This window comes from Pseudomonas sp. BS3767 (assembly GCF_900099665.1).
Lineage (GTDB): Bacteria > Pseudomonadota > Gammaproteobacteria > Pseudomonadales > Pseudomonadaceae > Aquipseudomonas > Aquipseudomonas cerasi.
The window spans coordinates 644,079-661,659 of sequence record NZ_FNCX01000002.1 but is presented as its reverse complement, the minus strand read 5'-3'; the positions used below and the strand labels follow the sequence as shown (position 1 = coordinate 661,659).

The 17,581-nt window shown below is 58.1% G+C and carries 16 protein-coding genes; 11 read left to right on the top strand and 5 right to left on the bottom strand.

Annotation, left to right across the window (positions count from 1 at the left end; genetic code table 11):
- Nucleotides 1-34: 34 nt before the first annotated feature.
- The 4 genes from BLR16_RS07550 to BLR16_RS07535 all read left to right on the top strand — a co-directional run bounded on the left by BLR16_RS07550 (nucleotide 35) and on the right by BLR16_RS07535 (nucleotide 2,251).
- Nucleotides 35-364, top strand: coding sequence for a PA4575 family protein (locus BLR16_RS07550; protein ID WP_092194188.1), 330 nt, complete (start codon nucleotides 35-37; stop codon nucleotides 362-364).
- Between the two features lie 211 nt (nucleotides 365-575).
- A complete protein-coding gene (locus BLR16_RS07545) occupies nucleotides 576-1,064 on the top strand; it encodes a TIGR00645 family protein (protein WP_003313787.1) in 489 nt (162 codons plus the stop codon).
- 108 nt (nucleotides 1,065-1,172) lie between these two features.
- Nucleotides 1,173-1,481, top strand: coding sequence for a DUF6482 family protein (locus tag BLR16_RS07540; protein ID WP_003368683.1), 309 nt, complete (start codon nucleotides 1,173-1,175; stop codon nucleotides 1,479-1,481).
- 152 nt (nucleotides 1,482-1,633) lie between these two features.
- Nucleotides 1,634-2,251: a BamJ family beta-barrel-assembly machinery protein gene (locus tag BLR16_RS07535; RefSeq protein WP_003340445.1), complete on the top strand. Its 618-nt coding sequence runs from the start codon at nucleotides 1,634-1,636 to the stop codon at nucleotides 2,249-2,251.
- A 79-nt stretch (nucleotides 2,252-2,330) separates the two neighbouring features.
- On the opposite strand, the gene BLR16_RS07530 is transcribed toward BLR16_RS07535, so the two are convergent.
- Together BLR16_RS07530 and BLR16_RS07525 are read right to left on the bottom strand one after the other, a co-directional pair.
- Nucleotides 2,331-2,573, bottom strand: a complete 243-nt coding sequence (locus BLR16_RS07530; protein WP_003368682.1) for a PA4570 family protein — start codon at nucleotides 2,571-2,573, stop codon at nucleotides 2,331-2,333.
- Nucleotides 2,574-2,887: 314 nt separating this feature from the next.
- Nucleotides 2,888-4,471, bottom strand: coding sequence for a peptide chain release factor 3 (locus tag BLR16_RS07525; RefSeq protein ID WP_003368681.1), 1,584 nt, complete (start codon nucleotides 4,469-4,471; stop codon nucleotides 2,888-2,890).
- Between the two features lie 344 nt (nucleotides 4,472-4,815).
- On the opposite strand from BLR16_RS07525, the gene BLR16_RS07515 reads away from it, so the two are divergent.
- From BLR16_RS07515 to BLR16_RS07500, 4 genes are read left to right on the top strand one after another with little or no spacing between them, the layout of a single operon-like run.
- Nucleotides 4,816-5,529: an ABC transporter permease gene (locus tag BLR16_RS07515; protein WP_074805169.1), complete on the top strand. Its 714-nt coding sequence runs from the start codon at nucleotides 4,816-4,818 to the stop codon at nucleotides 5,527-5,529.
- 14 nt (nucleotides 5,530-5,543) lie between these two features.
- On the top strand, nucleotides 5,544-6,437 hold the full coding sequence (locus BLR16_RS07510) for a glycine betaine ABC transporter substrate-binding protein (RefSeq protein ID WP_003431617.1): 894 nt from the start codon (nucleotides 5,544-5,546) through the stop codon (nucleotides 6,435-6,437).
- 13 nt (nucleotides 6,438-6,450) lie between these two features.
- Entirely contained in the window at nucleotides 6,451-7,104 is a 654-nt protein-coding gene (locus BLR16_RS07505) for an ABC transporter permease (RefSeq protein ID WP_005745339.1), read from the top strand.
- The gene (locus tag BLR16_RS07500; protein ID WP_003368676.1) at nucleotides 7,101-8,258 is read left to right on the top strand and encodes an osmoprotectant ABC transporter ATP-binding protein OsmV; all 1,158 of its coding nucleotides are present in this window, start codon (nucleotides 7,101-7,103) and stop codon (nucleotides 8,256-8,258) included. Before BLR16_RS07505 ends, BLR16_RS07500 begins: the two co-directional genes overlap by 4 nt.
- Nucleotides 8,259-8,298: 40 nt before the next feature.
- Here the strand turns inward: BLR16_RS07500 and BLR16_RS07495 are convergent, their stop codons facing one another.
- Nucleotides 8,299-10,773 carry a M60 family metallopeptidase gene (locus BLR16_RS07495; RefSeq protein ID WP_092194210.1) on the bottom strand — a complete coding sequence of 825 codons (2,475 nt, stop codon included), beginning with the start codon at nucleotides 10,771-10,773 and terminating at the stop codon, nucleotides 8,299-8,301.
- A gap of 468 nt (nucleotides 10,774-11,241) precedes the next feature.
- Here BLR16_RS07495 and BLR16_RS07490 point away from each other — a divergent pair, with 468 nt between their 5' ends.
- The 3 genes from BLR16_RS07490 (at nucleotide 11,242) to BLR16_RS07480 (ending at nucleotide 15,336) form a co-directional block, all read left to right on the top strand.
- A complete protein-coding gene (locus BLR16_RS07490) occupies nucleotides 11,242-12,405 on the top strand; it encodes a type III PLP-dependent enzyme (RefSeq protein WP_003368674.1) in 1,164 nt (387 codons plus the stop codon).
- A gap of 90 nt (nucleotides 12,406-12,495) precedes the next feature.
- Entirely contained in the window at nucleotides 12,496-12,777 is a 282-nt protein-coding gene (locus tag BLR16_RS07485; RefSeq protein ID WP_223886461.1) for a binary cytotoxin component, read from the top strand.
- A 36-nt stretch (nucleotides 12,778-12,813) separates the two neighbouring features.
- Nucleotides 12,814-15,336, top strand: a complete 2,523-nt coding sequence (locus BLR16_RS07480; protein ID WP_074805404.1) for a PepSY domain-containing protein — start codon at nucleotides 12,814-12,816, stop codon at nucleotides 15,334-15,336.
- 299 nt (nucleotides 15,337-15,635) lie between these two features.
- Here the strand turns inward: BLR16_RS07480 and BLR16_RS07470 are convergent, their stop codons facing one another.
- Both BLR16_RS07470 and BLR16_RS07465 read right to left on the bottom strand, forming a co-directional pair.
- Nucleotides 15,636-16,610, bottom strand: coding sequence for a peptide ABC transporter ATP-binding protein (locus BLR16_RS07470; protein ID WP_074805162.1), 975 nt, complete (start codon nucleotides 16,608-16,610; stop codon nucleotides 15,636-15,638).
- Nucleotides 16,610-17,578, bottom strand: a complete 969-nt coding sequence (locus BLR16_RS07465; RefSeq protein ID WP_003431613.1) for an ABC transporter ATP-binding protein — start codon at nucleotides 17,576-17,578, stop codon at nucleotides 16,610-16,612. Before BLR16_RS07465 ends, BLR16_RS07470 begins: the two co-directional genes overlap by 1 nt.
- Between the last annotated feature and the right edge of the window lie 3 nt (nucleotides 17,579-17,581).

Below are 17,581 nucleotides of genomic sequence, written 5' to 3'. Positions count from 1 at the left end.
AAGGATGAATAGTGTTGCTGATCAGGAGCGCATCATGCAGCGTAGCCTTTGCCTTACCCGAGAATGCATGGGGCTGATGACACGTATCGAGTGCGTCATCCGGCCCCTCCCTCATGACAACGGACAATGGATGGTGCTCTTCGCGGCCGGAATGGCCGAGGAACAGCCTTCCGCAATCAAGACCCAAGGGCCTTTCAAGGGCCTGCCCGCAGCGCAATCGGTGCTGACCAGCATTCTCGAAAGCCTGTCGTTGCATGGTTATCAATGTGCCGATGACGTACCTATCTGGATGCTGCACATTCAGGCCGAACTGCGCCGTATCGATAGCGGCAGGACGGTCTGTCAAAGCTCGTCGCTGTTCTAGGCTCTGTACGAAAAGTGGCTGCGCTCGGTGATGCTTCGTTAAAAACAGGCTCGCCTGACCTTCGCTCGCCGACTTTTCGTACAGAGCCTAGCCTTCAATCCGGTTCCTCAAGTGCGCTAACTGCCGCTGTGCGATATTTTGTCGCACGGCCAGAGCGGTGCATTACCGCTGATATACTCGCCCGCTCCTTCAAAACACCTTGCGAGTATCAATGGAACGTTTTTTTGAAAATGCCATGTACGCATCGCGCTGGCTGCTGGCGCCGATCTATTTCGGCCTCTCCCTTGGCCTGTTGGCGTTGTGTCTGAAGTTTTTCCAGGAAATCTTTCACGTCATTCCCAACATCTTCTCGCTGGCCGAAGCTGACCTGATTCTGGTGCTGTTGTCGTTGATCGACATGGCGCTGGTCGGTGGCTTGCTGGTGATGGTGATGATCTCCGGCTACGAGAATTTCGTGTCGCAGCTGGACATCGACGAGGACAAGGAAAAGCTCAACTGGCTGGGCACTATGGATTCCTCTTCGTTGAAGATGAAAGTTGCAGCATCCATTGTCGCGATTTCCTCCATCCACCTGTTGCGGGTGTTCATGGATGCCACCAACATCAAGCCCGAATACCTGATGTGGTACGTGATTATTCACATGACGTTCGTGATATCGGCGTTTGCGATGGGCTATCTGGACAAGGTCACCAAGCACTAAGGCGACGCGCGATGAAAGGGGCGGGTGTTATCGTTTCTGGCATGTCGGCGCTGTGTGTTGTAAAACGTCCGTTCCGATGCATCAGGCATTTGCGCAGGAGGTTCGATCATGAATTATCAGGAATTTATCGACCACGCCCAGGCCGGGCGGGTCGATGAGCTGAACCTGATCTCCATCGAAGGCGGCATCTATCTGCTGGATGTGCGCATGAATGGCACTTCGGTGATGCTCAAGGACCCAGCGGGCAAGACCCTGCATCTTCGCTCGGTGGAGCATGCGCGGGATTTGCTCAAGGACATACCGGTGGTGCCTTTTTACCTGGTCCATTGTGTGGTCCATGACGAGCTGTGCGGCATGCCGGTCAATGACCGCTCTGAAATGCGCCTGCCGATCTCGTTTCATTCCTCCTGGTCCTGATCGCCAGCCGCGTATTGCTGCTGCGGTAGGGGCTGTAGCGGCAATTGTGCTAGGCTGCTCGGCCTTTTGGTTCGGGGCGCATCAGCGTATAGCGTGATTGCCGTTCAGGTTTTGCGCGATACCGACTGCGTGCCCCTCTACGGAGCAGTGTCATGTCCGAAGTCAATCTGTCCACCGACGAAACCCGCGTCAGCTACGGCATTGGCCGTCAGTTGGGCGATCAGTTGCGCGACAACCCGCCACCGGGTGTCGATCTGGAAGCCATCGTGGCAGGCCTGCGCGATGCGTTCGGCGGTCAGCCAAGCCGTGTTGGTCAGGAAGAAATGTCCGCCAGCTTCAAGGTCATCCGCGAAATCATGCAGGCTGAAGCAGCCGCCAAAGCCGAGCAGGCTGCGGGCGCCGGCAAGGCCTACCTGGCTGAAAACGCCAAGCGCGAAGGCGTGACCACCCTGGCTTCGGGTCTGCAATTCGAAGTCGTGACCGCTGGCACTGGCCCTAAGCCAACCCGTGAAGATCAGGTACGCGTTCACTACCACGGCACGTTGATCGACGGTAACGTCTTCGACAGCTCCTACGATCGCGGCGAGCCGGCCGAATTTCCTGTCAGCGGCGTGATTGCCGGCTGGACCGAGGCGCTGCAACTGATGAACGCCGGCAGCAAATGGCGTCTGCACGTGCCGAGCGAGCTGGCTTACGGCGCTCAGGGCGTAGGCAGCATCGCACCGCACAGCGTGCTGGTGTTTGATGTGGAACTGCTGGACGTTCTGTAAGCGACCCGGTCGATGCAGATAGTCGCTGAACGAATCGCGCCGATTCGTTCAGCGACGCAGTTGTGCTGATGCTTCATGCTCAGTGCAACTCACTCATGGGGCGCAACGCCCGCGCGTAGCAGAACAGAAACAGGTTTCTCACCAGTTCCTTGAGCACCAATGGCTCGCTGGAACTCAAACTGCACACATCCAGATCGCCCTGATCGCGTAACTCTTCCAGCGCTTCCTCTTCCAGTACGGCACACACTTCCCCCGTCTCGCGGTGGAGAATTCTCAGGTAAGGGTGGGGTCTGTCCAGCCATGCATCGATCAAATAAGTCATGTCTCATCTCCTGTGCAAGTTAGATGAGAATAATTCTTATCGGGATAATAGCAAGGCTCTATTGAGATTAATTCTCATTTTGCGCTGAATGGTTGATCCAGATCAGCGAATGCCGGTCGAGAGAGGACGCGGAGCGTCCAGAACGGCATGCCGACGCGGAGCATCGGCACGATAGGTGTTCTCTCGGACGCTTATCATTCCTCACGCTCGACGCGGAGCGTTGGGACGATAGTTACAGAACTATCGTTCCTCACGCTCCAGCGTGGGAATGCCGTTCGTGACGCTCTGCGTCACACAGCGACGCCGTCGGCCTGTCAGTGATGCTCGCGGGTAGCGCGGAATTTCACGTCGGGCCAGCGTTCTTCCATCAGCGCCAGGTTCACGCGGGTAGGGGCGAGGTAGGTCAGGTGACCGCCGCCGTCCATTGCCAGGTTTTCCACCGCCTTGTTCTCAAACTCTTCGAGCTTCTTCTTGTCGTCGCAGTCGATCCAGCGGGCAGACCACACAGTGATCGGCTCGTAGGCGCATTCAACCTTGTATTCTTCCTTCAGACGGCTGGCGACCACATCGAACTGCAGCACACCGACGGCGCCGAGGATGATGTCGTTGCTGCGCTGCGGGAAGAACACCTGCGTGGCGCCTTCTTCGGCCAGCTGTTGCAGACCCTGACGCAATTGCTTGGACTTGAGCGGGTCCTTCAGGCGTACGCGACGGAACAGCTCCGGTGCGAAGTGCGGAATACCGGTGAAGCCCAGCGCTTCGCCTTCGGTGAAGGTGTCGCCGATCTGGATGGTGCCGTGGTTGTGCAAACCGATGATGTCACCGGCATAGGCTTCTTCCAGTTGTTCGCGCTCCGACGAGAAGAACGTCAGCGCGTCGCCGATCCGTACGTCCTTGCCCAGACGCACATGGCGCATTTTCATGCCCTTGTCGTAACGGCCCGAGCAGATCCGCATGAAGGCGATGCGGTCGCGGTGCTTGGGGTCCATGTTTGCCTGGATCTTGAACACGAAACCGCTGAATTTCTCTTCCGCCGGCTCGACGGTGCGCTCGTTGGCCACACGTGCCAGCGGCTTGGGCGCCCAGTTCACCACGGCATCGAGTACATGATCGACGCCGAAGTTGCCCAGTGCGGTGCCGAAGAACACCGGGGTCAGCTGACCGTCGATGAATTCCTGCTGGTTGAATTCGTGGCAGGCACCCTGCACCAACTCCAGTTGCTCGACGAAGCGCTCGTATTCATCGCCCAGGTGAGCGCGGGCTTCGTCCGAATCGAGCTTCTCGATGATTTTGGTTTCGGTGCGCTCGTGGCCGTGACCTGCGGTGTAGACAATGATGTAGTCGTCGGCCAGGTGGTAGACACCCTTGAAGTCCCGGTAGCAACCGATCGGCCAGGTGATCGGTGCCGCCTTGATCTTGAGGACCGCTTCGATTTCATCGAGCAGCTCGATCGGGTCGCGGATATCGCGGTCGAGCTTGTTGATGAAGCTGACGATAGGCGTGTCGCGCAGACGGCAGACATCCATCAGCGCGATGGTGCGTGGCTCGACGCCTTTACCGCCGTCGAGGACCATCAAGGCCGAGTCGACTGCCGTCAGGGTGCGATAGGTGTCTTCGGAGAAGTCTTCGTGGCCCGGGGTGTCGAGCAGGTTGATCATGTGGTCGCGATACGGAAACTGCATCACGGACGTGGTAATGGAGATACCACGCTGTTTCTCCATTTCCATCCAGTCGGAGGTGGCGTGACGGTCGGATTTACGCGACTTGACCGTACCGGCGACGGAAATGGCCTTGCCCATCAGCAGGAGTTTTTCCGTGATGGTGGTTTTACCCGCATCCGGGTGGGAAATAATGGCGAAAGTGCGGCGTTTCGCGACTTCGGCGGCCTGTTGGGTCATGGGAAATCGCCTGGGATGGGATTGAAAAAGGGCGCAGATTATAGCTCAACTCGCGGCAATAACCGAACCGTTCAGACAATAAACGATGGCCAGATAATGTCTCGTGTGGGAACCTTTCAGGTCGTGGAGACGTCCACTCCCCCGTCAAGGCTCGCAACGAAGCCAACGCAAGGGGCTGATTCATCAGCATGTTGGTTTGACGAAGCTGCGCTTATGGCTTGTGTTTTCGCCGAGGTTAAACCCTTACCGGCGACCCACCCGCTGCTCTTCGCGAACGTTATTGCCGGCGTCCTTTCCGGACGTCCAGGTCAACGCGTTCGCCGACTGAAATAAGGAGTCCGCCTGTGGCAAATCGCTATGGCAAGGGGCTATTGGGAGGTGCGGTTGCGATCGCACTCCTGGCCCTGCTGATCCACTGGATCGGCATCAGTACTATCAAGCAATACCAGGATGACCTGCTGTTCTACCTTCAGGCTCACCTGATTCTGGTTCTGGTTTCAATGTTGGCGGCCCTGGTGGTCGGCATCCCTGCAGGCATTGCCCTCAGCCGACCGAGCATGGTTGGCCGCGCTGAACGCTTCATGCAGATCTTCAACATTGGCAACACCGTTCCTCCTCTCGCCGTTCTGGCCATTGCCCTCGGAATTCTCGGGATCGGCAGCGGGCCGGCGATCTTGGCGCTGTTCCTCGCCTCTCTGTTGCCTATCGTGCGTAATACCTACGAAGGCCTGAAAAACGTCCAGGGTTCACTCAAGGAAGCTGCCGTCGGTATTGGCATGACTCCGCGTCAGGTGCTGTGGCGTGTCGAGCTGCCCAACGCCGTGCCGATCATTGTCGGCGGTGTGCGTGTCGCGCTGGCGATCAATGTCGGGACCGCGCCACTGGCGTTTCTCATCGGCGCCAACAGCCTTGGCAGCCTGATTTTCCCGGGCATTGCGTTGAACAACCAGCCGCAACTGGTGCTGGGTGCAGCGTGTACCGCTCTGCTGGCGCTGCTGCTCGATGGTCTGGTGACACTGGCCAGTCGTCTTTGGCTGGAACGCGGACTGGCTCGCTGAGCGAAGGAATTCTCATGAAAAGAATATGCTTGTTTTTAGGCTTTGCCTTGCTGTTTCCGGCACTTGCCCAGGCTGCGGAAAAGCCGCTGCTACGTATCGGCGCACGAGTGTTCACCGAACAGACCATGCTTGCCGAACTGACCGCGCAATACCTGCGGACCAAGAACTACGACGTCCAGATTACCGGCGGCCTTGGCAGCAACCTGGCGCGCAGCGCTCAGGAGAGCGGTCAGCTGGATCTGCTGTGGGAATACACCGGTGTGTCGCTGGTGGCCTACAACCACATCGACGAAAAACTCGACAGCGCCCAGACCTATGCGCGGGTCAAGGAAGTGGATGCGAAGAAAGGCCTGGTCTGGCTTTCACCGTCGAAGTTCAACAACACCTACGCGTTGGCACTGCCGCAGAAAGTGGCTGACAAGTACCCGCAGATCAACACCATGACCGACCTGACCAAAGTGCTCAAGGACGAAGCCAAAGAGGGTCATGTCGTAGCGCTGGACACCGAGTTTGCCAACCGTTCCGACGGCCTGATCGGCATGGTCAAGCACTACGACATGAACCTCGGTCGTGAAAACACCCGGCAGATGGACGCCGGGCTGGTCTACACCGCGTTGCGCAACGGTCAGGTTTTCGCCGGTCTGGTGTACACAACCGACGGTCGTCTGAATGCGTTCAAGCTGAAAGTGCTGGAAGACGACAAGCACTACTTCCCTGACTACACCGCAGCGCCGGTGATCCGTCAGGAATATCTGGACAAGCATCCGGACATCGCCACGCTGCTCAAGCCGCTGGCTGACCTGCTGGACAACCAGACCATGATCGACCTCAACGCGCGCGTCGACGTCGGCCATGAAAGCCCCTCCACGGTGGCTGCAGACTTTCTGCGCCAGCACCCATTGAATTAAGGAAGGAGACGATATGAGTTTCTTGAGCGCCTTCTCCCATCTGGACTGGGCACAGGTTCTGCAACTGACCTGGCAGCACATTACGCTGGTGGGCATTGCCGTGACCCTGGCGATTCTCGTCGGCGTGCCACTGGGCGTGCTGATGACGCGTTTTCCAGCACTGGCGGGCCCGTTGCAGGCCAGCGCCACGGTATTGCTGACCGTGCCGTCGATTGCCCTGTTCGGCCTGTTGCTGCCGTTCTACTCCAAATTCGGCCAGGGCCTTGGCCCGATGCCGGCTATTACCGCAGTGTTTCTCTATTCGCTGCTGCCGATCATGCGTAACACCTACCTGGCGCTGACTGGCGTAGAACCGGGTATCCGCGAGGCCGCCAAAGGCATCGGCATGACCTTCGGCCAGCGTCTGCGCATGGTCGAGCTGCCCATCGCCGTGCCTGTGATCCTCGCCGGTGTGCGCACCGCCGTGGTGATGAATATCGGTGTCATGACCATTGCCGCGACCATCGGTGCCGGTGGTCTGGGTGTACTCATTCTTGCTTCCATCAGCCGCAGCGATATGTCGATGCTGATCGTCGGCGCGGTACTGGTCAGCATTCTGGCCATCATCGCCGACCTTCTCCTGCAATGGCTGCAACGCACGCTGACTCCAAAAGGATTACTGAAATGATCGAACTCCAGAACCTCTCCAAGACTTTCCAGAGCAACGGCAAAGAAGTGAAGGCTGTCGATTCGGTCAGCCTCACGGTCAACGAAGGCGAAATCTGCGTCTTCCTCGGCCCCTCGGGCTGCGGCAAGAGCACCACGCTGAAAATGATCAACCGCCTGATCATGCCGACCTCCGGCAAAGTGCTGATCAATGGCGAAGACACCACGGATCTGGACGAAGTGACCCTGCGTCGCAACATCGGCTACGTGATTCAGCAGATCGGTCTGTTCCCGAACATGACCATCGAAGAAAACATCGTGGTCGTGCCCAAGCTGCTCGGCTGGGACAAGCAGCGTTGCCATGACCGTGCTCGTGAATTGATGAGCATGATCAAGCTGGAGCCCAAACAGTACCTGCATCGCTACCCGCGTGAACTGTCCGGTGGTCAGCAACAGCGTATCGGCGTGATCCGTGCCCTGGCAGCCGACGCACCCTTGCTGTTGATGGACGAACCGTTCGGTGCGGTCGACCCGATCAACCGCGAGATGATTCAGAACGAGTTCTTCGAGATGCAGCGCGCGCTGAACAAGACCGTGATCATGGTCAGCCACGACATTGATGAAGCCATCAAGCTGGGCGATAAGATCGCGATCTTCCGTGGTGGCAAACTGCTGCAGATCGATCACCCGGACACCTTGCTCGCGCATCCGGCCGACGACTTCGTCAGCAGCTTCGTCGGCCAGGACAGCACCCTCAAGCGTCTGCTGTTGGTCAAGGCCGAAGACGCCGCCGACAACGCGCCATCGGTCAGCCCGGAAACCCCGGTGGCCGATGCGCTGGAAGTGATGGACGAAAACGACCGTCGCTATATCGTGGTCACCGACAGCGAAAACAAGGCGATGGGCTATGTACGTCGTCGTGACCTGCACCGTCAGCAGGGCACGTGCGCGCAGTTCCTGCGTGAATTCAACGCCACCGCCGCTTACGACGAGCACTTGCGCATCCTGCTGTCGCGCATGTACGAGTTCAACCGCGCCTGGCTGCCGGTGCTGGACGCCGAGAACGTGTTCCTGGGTGAAGTGACGCAAGAGTCCATTGCGGCTTATCTGAGCTCCGGCCGTTCGCGTGGCATGAAGACCAGTATTGTCTCGCCAGCCGAGCAAGTGGCTTCCTGACCGGATGTATTGCCGCCAGCATCATGGCTGGCGGCAATGTTCACACTTGGAAATTCTCCATGCCACATTGAGTAACGTTGTTTTTCTGCAATGCAGACGCAGTCATTGCGTCTGCAGCGTCGCTCTCATACAACGTTGTCACGACCCCCTGATACTCGACGTTCACTTTACAGTGGTCATTACCCTCGAACTTCTTGCTGCTGGTCCAGACCTGGTTGGACACACTTGAATAGTAGGCTTTGCCTTGGGTGATCTCGGAGGCATAGAGGTCATTGACCAAAAGCTTGTAGTTAAGCTTTTTAAACGTGTCTCCCTCGAAATAGACCTCCAGCAGGTCATCTGTTCTGACGACCTTCGCGACTGTCAGTCGCAACAACATACTCTGGGCAATGGCCAGATAAGAACGGTAAGACGCCCGGTTTGTCACGCTGATGAGAGGGTTGCCATTGACGGTCATGTACAGGGCATCAACGCTTGCCTGATCGACACCTGCTACCAGTTGGGTCATCGTTGAGTCGGTGAAGAGCTGGCGGATGGGCAGGGCGATTTTTGCCTGTTCGACATTGCCGGAGAACAGGGTATAGGGTTTCCCTATGCCTGCAATTGCCGTGATGGTCACCTCTTGATGGCCTACGCCGCCGAGGCGTATCCAGGTGTTGTCAATAAGTCCTGAGCCGTTGGGGTAGCCCTTCTCAAGCGTTGCATAAGGAGGGGCTCCGAAGACGATCGTGTAATCATAATTCTTGAAAGCCTCACCCTCGAACGTCACTTGGACAAGTCCTGCGCTGACGATCACGCTTCTTATGGTTTTTTGCAGGAGCAACCGTTGTGCACGGTTCAATAGTCGGCCGTGCAGTTCATCGGTCTTTTCTTTCTCCAGATTGAAGAAAAGAACGTCAAGCCTTGGCTGGGTAATGCCGGGCCTCAGTTCAGCACAACGGTCATCGGTAAACATGGCCTTGATATTGAACAGCAGGATGGGTCGTGATGCGGTGCTGGCCACAGTGTATGGCTTGCCTCCAGCAAACACCTTGACTGACGCCTCATCCCCTTCGGAGAGGGGAGTGCTGGCTTCAACGTAGGCGATGCCTTCCTCGATACGGGCTTCACAACCCACGTGTTCGCCGTTGTCTGCCCACGCCACTAACGTGCCGTTGAGCGTTATTTCGTAACGGTATGGCGTGTACCATTGCTTGGCAACGGTAAACTTTATCCGGTCTTGAAAGGTAGCGTGCACGCTGGACAGGATATGGGCAAGCGGCGGGGTGTAAGTGAGCAACGGCAGATCGATTGGGATCGTCGTCTCAGCGTCATTTTCCCAAATGGCCCGCGTCAATGCGGGCAGGTCGGCGATCTGGTTGAGGGTTTCAGGGGTTGGGTACAACCCCCAGCGATCAAAGAATTCCGCCAGGTTGAGGTGGCTCAGCAGCGAGGTTTCGACGATGAAGCGCTGCGCTTTATCGTCGCTGACGGTGGGCGGGTTGTGCATGAGCCGATAGCGCTGGTGCAATTGCGGGTAGAACGAAGTACCGAAGCTAAGACGCAATTGCCAGAGCATGACAAGCTTGTGTCCGGCCTCCTTGATGTTGTCGTACGCTCGCAGGCTACTGGCCAGGTACTCTTTCACGGGGGGGTAACTGGAGTCGGCGCCTGTAGCACGGCCAAGGAAAAACTCTTGGGCGGCCATCGAGTAGAGATTGACCGTGACCTCTGTCATTCCGGTGCCGGTGCCCCATGTCATAGGGCTGAGTTGTCGTTGATGGCCGCTTTCGTGCCAAGGGCCCCAACCATCTTCAGGGGCGGTCGACAATAAACGCGCCAGCGCAGCCGATCCGTTAAACCCCATATGACCGTTTGTGGCAAACATGTAAAGCCGGTCCGCTTCCACGTAGAAATGTTTACTGGGATCAAGCGCCCATTCCATCGTGCCGTAGTCGATCAAGCCTGAAATACCATCCTGCGCGCTAATGGCACCATCGAAATTGCCCATCAGCTTTACGGGATCGGTCAGGTAGAGCTGTGCGCTCTGATAGCGCACCACGACAATAGCCCTCGGGCTGGTAAGCAGCACGACAGGCGCTTCGCTGTAGTGCGCCATTTGCTGTTCCCATTCCAGATTGGTCATATCCATTCTGAAAAACGGCACATGGTTGTACTGTCCTGTTATGTCCAGAACCACGTGGCCAAGGGGGTCCAGGTTGGTGAAGCCCAGCAGGCCTGTGTTGGTAGCGACAAGAACGTTCATGCCACGGTTCAGCGGGTACGAGGTGGGGGTATCCAGTTCTGGCACCCCGATCACTGCAGACACCAGATTCATGTACAGAGTGGTTGCTGTGATTTCCAGCCGATCGCCTTTCGTTACATAAATATTAGTCGGCTGAAAGTCGGTGTGTGTCCTGGTACGGGCGTGACGTTGGCGATGACTTTCGGCAGATCCGAAGCCGAAGGCTTGCCACCGGGCTTGAACTGCACTGGGCGCAACGGAGCTTGCGGCGTGAAGGTGTCGGTCATCCATGATCGTTACCTGAAAAGGCGGTCTGAGCTGTTTATTGAGCGCGCAACCCCTGCATCCGTCTACTGACAGAACTGACAGGCTGATTTGCTTTGCGTGCCGGTGAATAAGGTGATGCCCAGCGTGCTGCGAAAAGGCATTGGCGACGGAGGTGGGGAACATCTGCCTGTCATGCAGGTCGGTTAAACAGGTCCTTGGGAAGGCAACTCAAGAGCCCTGTGCAAAAACGCGACATTTTTTGTTGATATCCGGCCCCTCAGGTCCTAAAGTTCGCGCCGAACGTCCATGCTGGAAACGATCCATCCGGCTCAAGTACTGACGACGAGACAGCAAGGCCAGGAAGGCAGCCCTTCAGGGCCTTTTTGCTTTCGGCGACATGCCTTGGGAAGTAGGCGAACCAAAGTGGGGATACGGAGGGCGTTCATTTGTACCCATTGACCAATACCGTTTGCCAATAGGAGTTCCAGCAGCATGCCGATCAATGTCGAAGACTACTACTCAGCCGAAACCTTCAAGAAAATGAAGGCGTTCGCTGACAAGCAAGAAACCCCGTTCGTGGTCATTGATACTGACATCATCAGCAAGGCATATGACGACCTGCGTGCGGGCTTCGAATTCGCCAAGGTTTATTATGCGGTCAAGGCCAACCCTGCCGTTGAAGTCATCAATCTGCTCAAGGAAAAGGGTTCGAGCTTCGACATTGCGTCGATCTACGAGCTGGACAAGGTCCTGAGCTGTGGTGTCGGTCCGGAGCGCATGAGCTACGGCAACACCATCAAGAAATCCAAGGACATTCGCTACTTCTACGAGAAGGGCGTGCGTTTGTTTGCGACCGACTCCGAAGCCGACCTGCGTAACATTGCCAAGGCTGCACCGGGCGCGAAAGTCTATGTGCGCATTCTGACCGAAGGTTCGACCACTGCCGACTGGCCTCTGTCGCGCAAATTCGGCTGCCAGACCGACATGGCCATGGACCTGCTGATTCTTGCCCGCGACCTGGGTCTGGTGCCTTACGGCATCTCCTTCCACGTCGGCTCGCAGCAGCGCGACATCAGCGTCTGGGATGCTGCCATTGCCAAGGTCAAAGTGATCTTCGAGCGTCTGAAAGAAGAAGACGGCATCGTTCTCAAGCTGATCAACATGGGTGGCGGCTTCCCGGCTAACTACATCACCCGCACCAACAGCCTCGAAACCTACGCTGAAGAGATCATCCGCTTCCTGAAGGAAGACTTCGGTGATGACCTGCCGGAAATCATTCTGGAGCCAGGCCGTTCGCTGATCTCCAACGCCGGTATTCTGGTCAGCGAAGTGGTATTGGTCGCCCGTAAGTCGCGTACTGCGGTCGAGCGTTGGGTATACACCGACGTGGGCAAGTTCTCCGGTCTGATCGAAACCATGGACGAAGCCATCAAGTTTCCGATCTGGACCGAGAAAAAAGGCGAAATGGAAGAAGTGGTTATCGCCGGCCCTACCTGCGACAGCGCCGACATCATGTACGAAAACTACAAGTACGGTCTGCCACTCAACCTGGCCATCGGTGACCGTATGTACTGGTTGTCCACCGGTGCCTACACCACCAGCTACAGCGCAGTAGAATTCAATGGCTTCCCGCCATTGAAGTCGTTCTACCTGTAAATTACCTGCGTCAGAAAAAGCCCATGAAAGTGGGCTTTTTTTTGCCCGTAAAAAAATAGTTATATAAGCCTTGAGGCGCTGATCCGTACGATGAGTGCAGCGTTTTTTTTGCCGAAACCCGATACGTTCCAGGATCAGTTGGTAGGCTTGAGGGAAAAGCAGCGAACGCAGTTGACCGAACTGCAAGCAGCGGTTGACGAAAAGCGTGCAGCGCTGGACGTCGAAGTGGGCAAGCGTGACCAGCTCTCGGCCCTTGCCTCGGTCGAGGTTTGCAAGACCGATTACGTTCGCGAGATGAGCAAATTGCTCGAAGCGTTGAAACATGCAAAAGACACGTTACAGATAGACAGGCCATGGCCGTCAGTGCATTAATTGCGCCGCGAAATATGAGTGAGAGTGGCGAGCGTGCTGAAGAAAGTCCTGTTTCAGTTGCACTGGTTCTTCGGGATCACGGCAGGTCTGGTGTTGACCCTAATGGGGATGACCGGTGCGCTGTATTCGTTCGAGGACGAAATTCTCGACGCGCTGAACCCGAATGTGCTATTGGTCGAGTCGCGTGGTGCCACGCTGCCACCCGTTGAGCTGGTGCGCAGGCTGGAGGCCACTACCGGCCTGACGGTCGCTATTCTGCGTGTCGAAACCACTGGCAACCGTGTCGCCCAGGTGTTTTTCACGCCCAAAGCAGGTGAGCGTCGAAGCCCCAAACGCAATTTCGACCCCTACACCGGCGAGCTTAAAGGCAATGCAGTAGGGGAGGGTTTTTTCGACTTTGTCCTGAAGCTGCACCGTTATCTGGCCATGGGCGAGGCGGGCAAGCAGGTTACGGCGGCGTGTACGCTGATTCTGGTGTTCTTTTGCCTGTCCGGGCTGTACCTGCGCTGGCCTCGCGCAGTGCGGAACTGGCGGGTCTGGCTGACGATTGACTGGGCAAAGAAAGGCCGAAGTTTCAATTGGGACCTGCATTCGGTCTTCGGCACCTGGTGCCTGTTGTTCTACCTGTTGTTCGCCCTCACGGGACTCACCTGGTCGTATGACTGGGTGAGCAACGGTCTGAATAAACTGATCGGGGATTCGCCGCTCAACGAAGACGTCGCTGCGCCAGCCAAGGCTGCTGGAAGATCGCCCTTGGTGGTCGATTACGTAGCGGTCTGGGACAGTATCCAGAAGGCCGCCGGGCCGGACTTGCGCGCTTACAACCTGCGCCTGCCTGCTGCGGGCGGTCAGCCTGCCACGGTGTTTTACCTGCTCAAGGATTCACCGCACCCGCGCGCGCTGAACACCATCACCCTTGATCCGGCCAATGGTCAGGTCAGCTCGGTTGTACGCTATGCCGAGCGCAGTTTCGGTGCGCAATTGCTGGCCAGCAATTATGCGCTGCACGTCGGCAGCTACTTCGGGCTCGTCGGTCGAATCATCATGACCGGCGCATCGTTGCTGATGCCGCTGTTCTTCATTACTGGCTGGTTGCTGTACCTGGATCGACGTCGCAAGAAGCGTGATATCGAGCGTGCACGCGGCGAGGTCCAGGGTGATGACCACGACGATGACGCATCCTGGCTCGTCTGTTTCGCCAGTCAAAGCGGTTTCTCCGAGCAATTGGCCTGGCAGACCGCTGGCCAGTTGCAGGCTTCAGGATTGTCGGTGCGCGTGAAGCAACTGGGCGATCTGAGCGAAGAAGAGCTATGCCGAAGCCGCAATGCCTTGTTCGTTGTCAGTACCTTTGGTGACGGAGAGGCACCGGACAGTGCCCGACGTTTTGAGCGCAATCTGCTGGGTAGTCCGCTTTCACTGAACCAGCTCGATTACGCCGTTCTGGCGCTCGGCGACCGGCAGTATCCGCATTTTTGCGGCTTTGCCCATCGTTTGCATGACTGGTTGACCGAGCAGGGCGGGCGCAGCGTGTTTCCGCCTGTTGAAGTGGACAGCGCCGATCCTGTGGCCCTGCAACACTGGCAGCAGCAATTGGGGCCGTTGACTGGCTCCGTGCCGGCAGCGCACTGGCAGACACCGGTTTTCGAGAACTGGACGCTGGCCCGGCGCGTGCTTTTAAACGCTGGCAGCAGTGGTTCGGAGGTCTATCTGCTGGACCTGACGCCGCCAACCCTTGCGCATTGGCAGGCGGGGGATCTGGTCGAGGTGATGCCGCGCCACACACTGCAGGTCATCGAGCCGTTTCTCGCCGGGCTGGGTGTCGATCCGGGCGCATCGGTCAGCGTGGATGGCTTGCAGGAGCCGCTCGCGCAGGCGCTGGAAAGCCGCCAGTTACCGCAGAACCGTTCACATCTGGTGGGGCTGCATGCGCAAGCGTTGATCGATGCGCTGGTGCCGGTCTCCGTACGTGAATACTCGATTGCCTCGATTGCGCAGGACGGTATTCTGCAACTCATCGTGCGTCAGGAAGTGCATGCCGACGGTAGCCTGGGGCTGGGTTCGGGGTGGCTTACCGAACATTGTGCCGTAGGCGGTGCCGTCAGCCTGCGTTTGCGCCGTAACAGCAGCTTTCATCTGCCTGTCGAACCTGTCCCGCTGATCCTGTTGGGCAATGGTACGGGGCTGGCCGGTTTACGCAGCCTGCTCAAGGCGCGTATCGCTCAAGGGCAGGTGCGCAACTGGTTGTTGTTCGGCGAACGTAACCGGGCGCATGACTTTCATTGCGGCGCTGAGCTGCAGGGCTGGCTGGAGGCTGGTCTCCTGACGCGCCTGGACCTGGCTTTTTCCCGCGATCAGGCAGAGAAAATCTACGTGCAGGATCGCTTGCGCGAGGCGGCCGATGAACTGCGTCTATGGCTCGACGAAGGGGCTGCGATTTACATCTGTGGCAGCTTGCTGGGTATGGCGGCGGGCGTGGATCAGGTGTTGAACGAGGTGCTGGGCGAGCAGGCGATCAGCGAATTGATCGAGGAAGGGCGTTATCGGCGGGATGTGTATTAAGCATCGCACGATAGTTGAGAGTATCGTTCCTCACGCTCCAGCGTGGGAATGCCTTGGTTGACGCTCTGCGTCACAAATCTGCGCCGCACCACGTACTCAAAATCGGACGCGGGGCGTCCAAGAGCCCTGTGGAAGTGAGCTTGCTCACGAATAGGATGGCCCAGACGCCCCATTTTCAGGGGATTTACTGGCCTCTTCGTGAGCAAGCTCGCTCCCACGGCCGCTGGCCAGAATCAAAAGCGTACTTGTGTATAACGCTGAGCGCTGGAGCGTGGGCACGATAGTCTTTTGGCTTTTAGCTACCCCGCTACAAATTGCTCGGCATAGTGGCAAGCCACCTGGCGGTTATCCACCAGGCGCAGCTCTGGCACTTCGGCTGCACAACGCTCGGTCGCATAGGGGCAGCGCTTGTGGAAGGCGCAGCCGCTTGGTGGGTTGAGTGGGTTGGGCAGCTCGCCGACGATCTTGATCTTCGGCTTGAGCGGGTCCGGATGGATGGTCGGAGTCGCCGACAGCAGCGCCTGGGTGTACGGGTGCAGCGGACGGTTGTAGATCTCTTCCTTGGGACCCATTTCCGCAGGCCGGCCCAGGTACATCACCAATACCGTATCGGCGACATGGCGCACCACCGACAGGTTGTGGGAGATGAACACGTAGGCGGTGTTGAATTCCTGCTGCAGGTCCATGAACAGGTTCAGTACCTGCGCCTGAATCGACACGTCCAGTGCTGAAGTCGGCTCGTCCGCTACCAGCACCTTGGGCTGCAGCATCATTGCCCGGGCCAGCGCGATACGCTGACGCTGACCGCCGGAGAACATGTGCGGGTAGCGCTGATAGTGCTCAGGGCGCAAACCGACCTGGGCCATCATCGCCTGGACTTTCTCGCGGCGTTCGGCGGCTGACAGGCTGGTGTTGATCAGCAGCGGCTCGCCGAGCTGATCCCCGACTTTCTGCCTCGGGTTGAGCGAGGCATAAGGGCTCTGGAAGACCATCTGCACGTCCTTGCGCAACTGCTTGCGCTCGGCCTTGCTGGCCCCGGCAACTTCCTGACCGGCGATTTTCAGCGAGCCGGATGAAGGCTCTTCGATCAGCGTCAGCGCGCGCGCCAGTGTCGATTTGCCACAGCCGGACTCGCCGACCACAGCCAGGGTCTTGCCGGCTTCCAGTTCGAAGGACACGCCGTTAAGCGCACGCACCAGCGCTGTGCCCTTGAACAGGCCGCGGGAGACTTCGTAGTGACGGGTAAGGTCGCGGGCGGTAAGTACGACGCTCATTACGCCACCTCCTGATTCAAGGGATAGAAGCAGCGCGCCAGACTGTGCGCCTTGGGATCAAGGGCAGGGCGTTCGGTTCGGCAGTTGTCGCGCACGTACGGGCAGCGCGGTGACAGCAGGCAACCCTGTGGACGGTCATAGCGGCCCGGGACCATGCCCGGCAGCGTGGCGAGGCGCTCGGCGCCCATGCTGTGCTCGGGAATGGCGGCCAGCAAGGCTTCGCTGTACGGGTGGGCAGGGACATCGAACAGCCCCGGCACCTGCCCGACTTCGACGGCCTGACCGGCGTACATCACGCAGACACGCTGGGCGGTTTCGGCCACGACAGCCAGGTCGTGAGTAATCAGCACCAGTGCCATGTCCTGCTCTTTTTGCAGGCTCAGCAGCAGCTCCATGATCTGCGCCTGAATGGTCACGTCCAGCGCGGTGGTCGGTTCGTCGGCGATCAGCAGTTTCGGTTCGCCGGCAATCGCCATGGCAATCGCCACACGCTGGCTCATGCCGCCGGACAATTGGTGCGGGTAGGCATTCAGTCGCGCGGCGGCGCCAGGGATCTCGACCTTTTCCAGCAGTTCCAGTGCACGCTGGCGTGCAGCCTTGCCCGACATGTTCAGGTGCTGGCGCAGCACTTCCTCGATCTGGAAGCCCACGGTGTAACTGGGGTTCAGAGCGGTCATCGGGTCCTGAAAGACCATCGCCAGGTCTTTGCCGATAATGCGTCGACGCTGCCGTGCGTTGAGCTTGAGCAGGTCGTTGCCGTCGAAATTGAGCGCGTCGGCGGTGATGATGCCGGGGGAGTCGATCAGCCCCATCAGCGCCATCATGGTCACCGATTTACCGGAACCCGATTCGCCGACGATGGCCAGTACTTCACCCTTTTCGACGCTCAGGGACAGGCCGTCCACAACAGGTACGGCCTTGGCGTCGCCGAAGCGGACGTTGAGATTCTTGATTTCAAGAAGTGACATGCG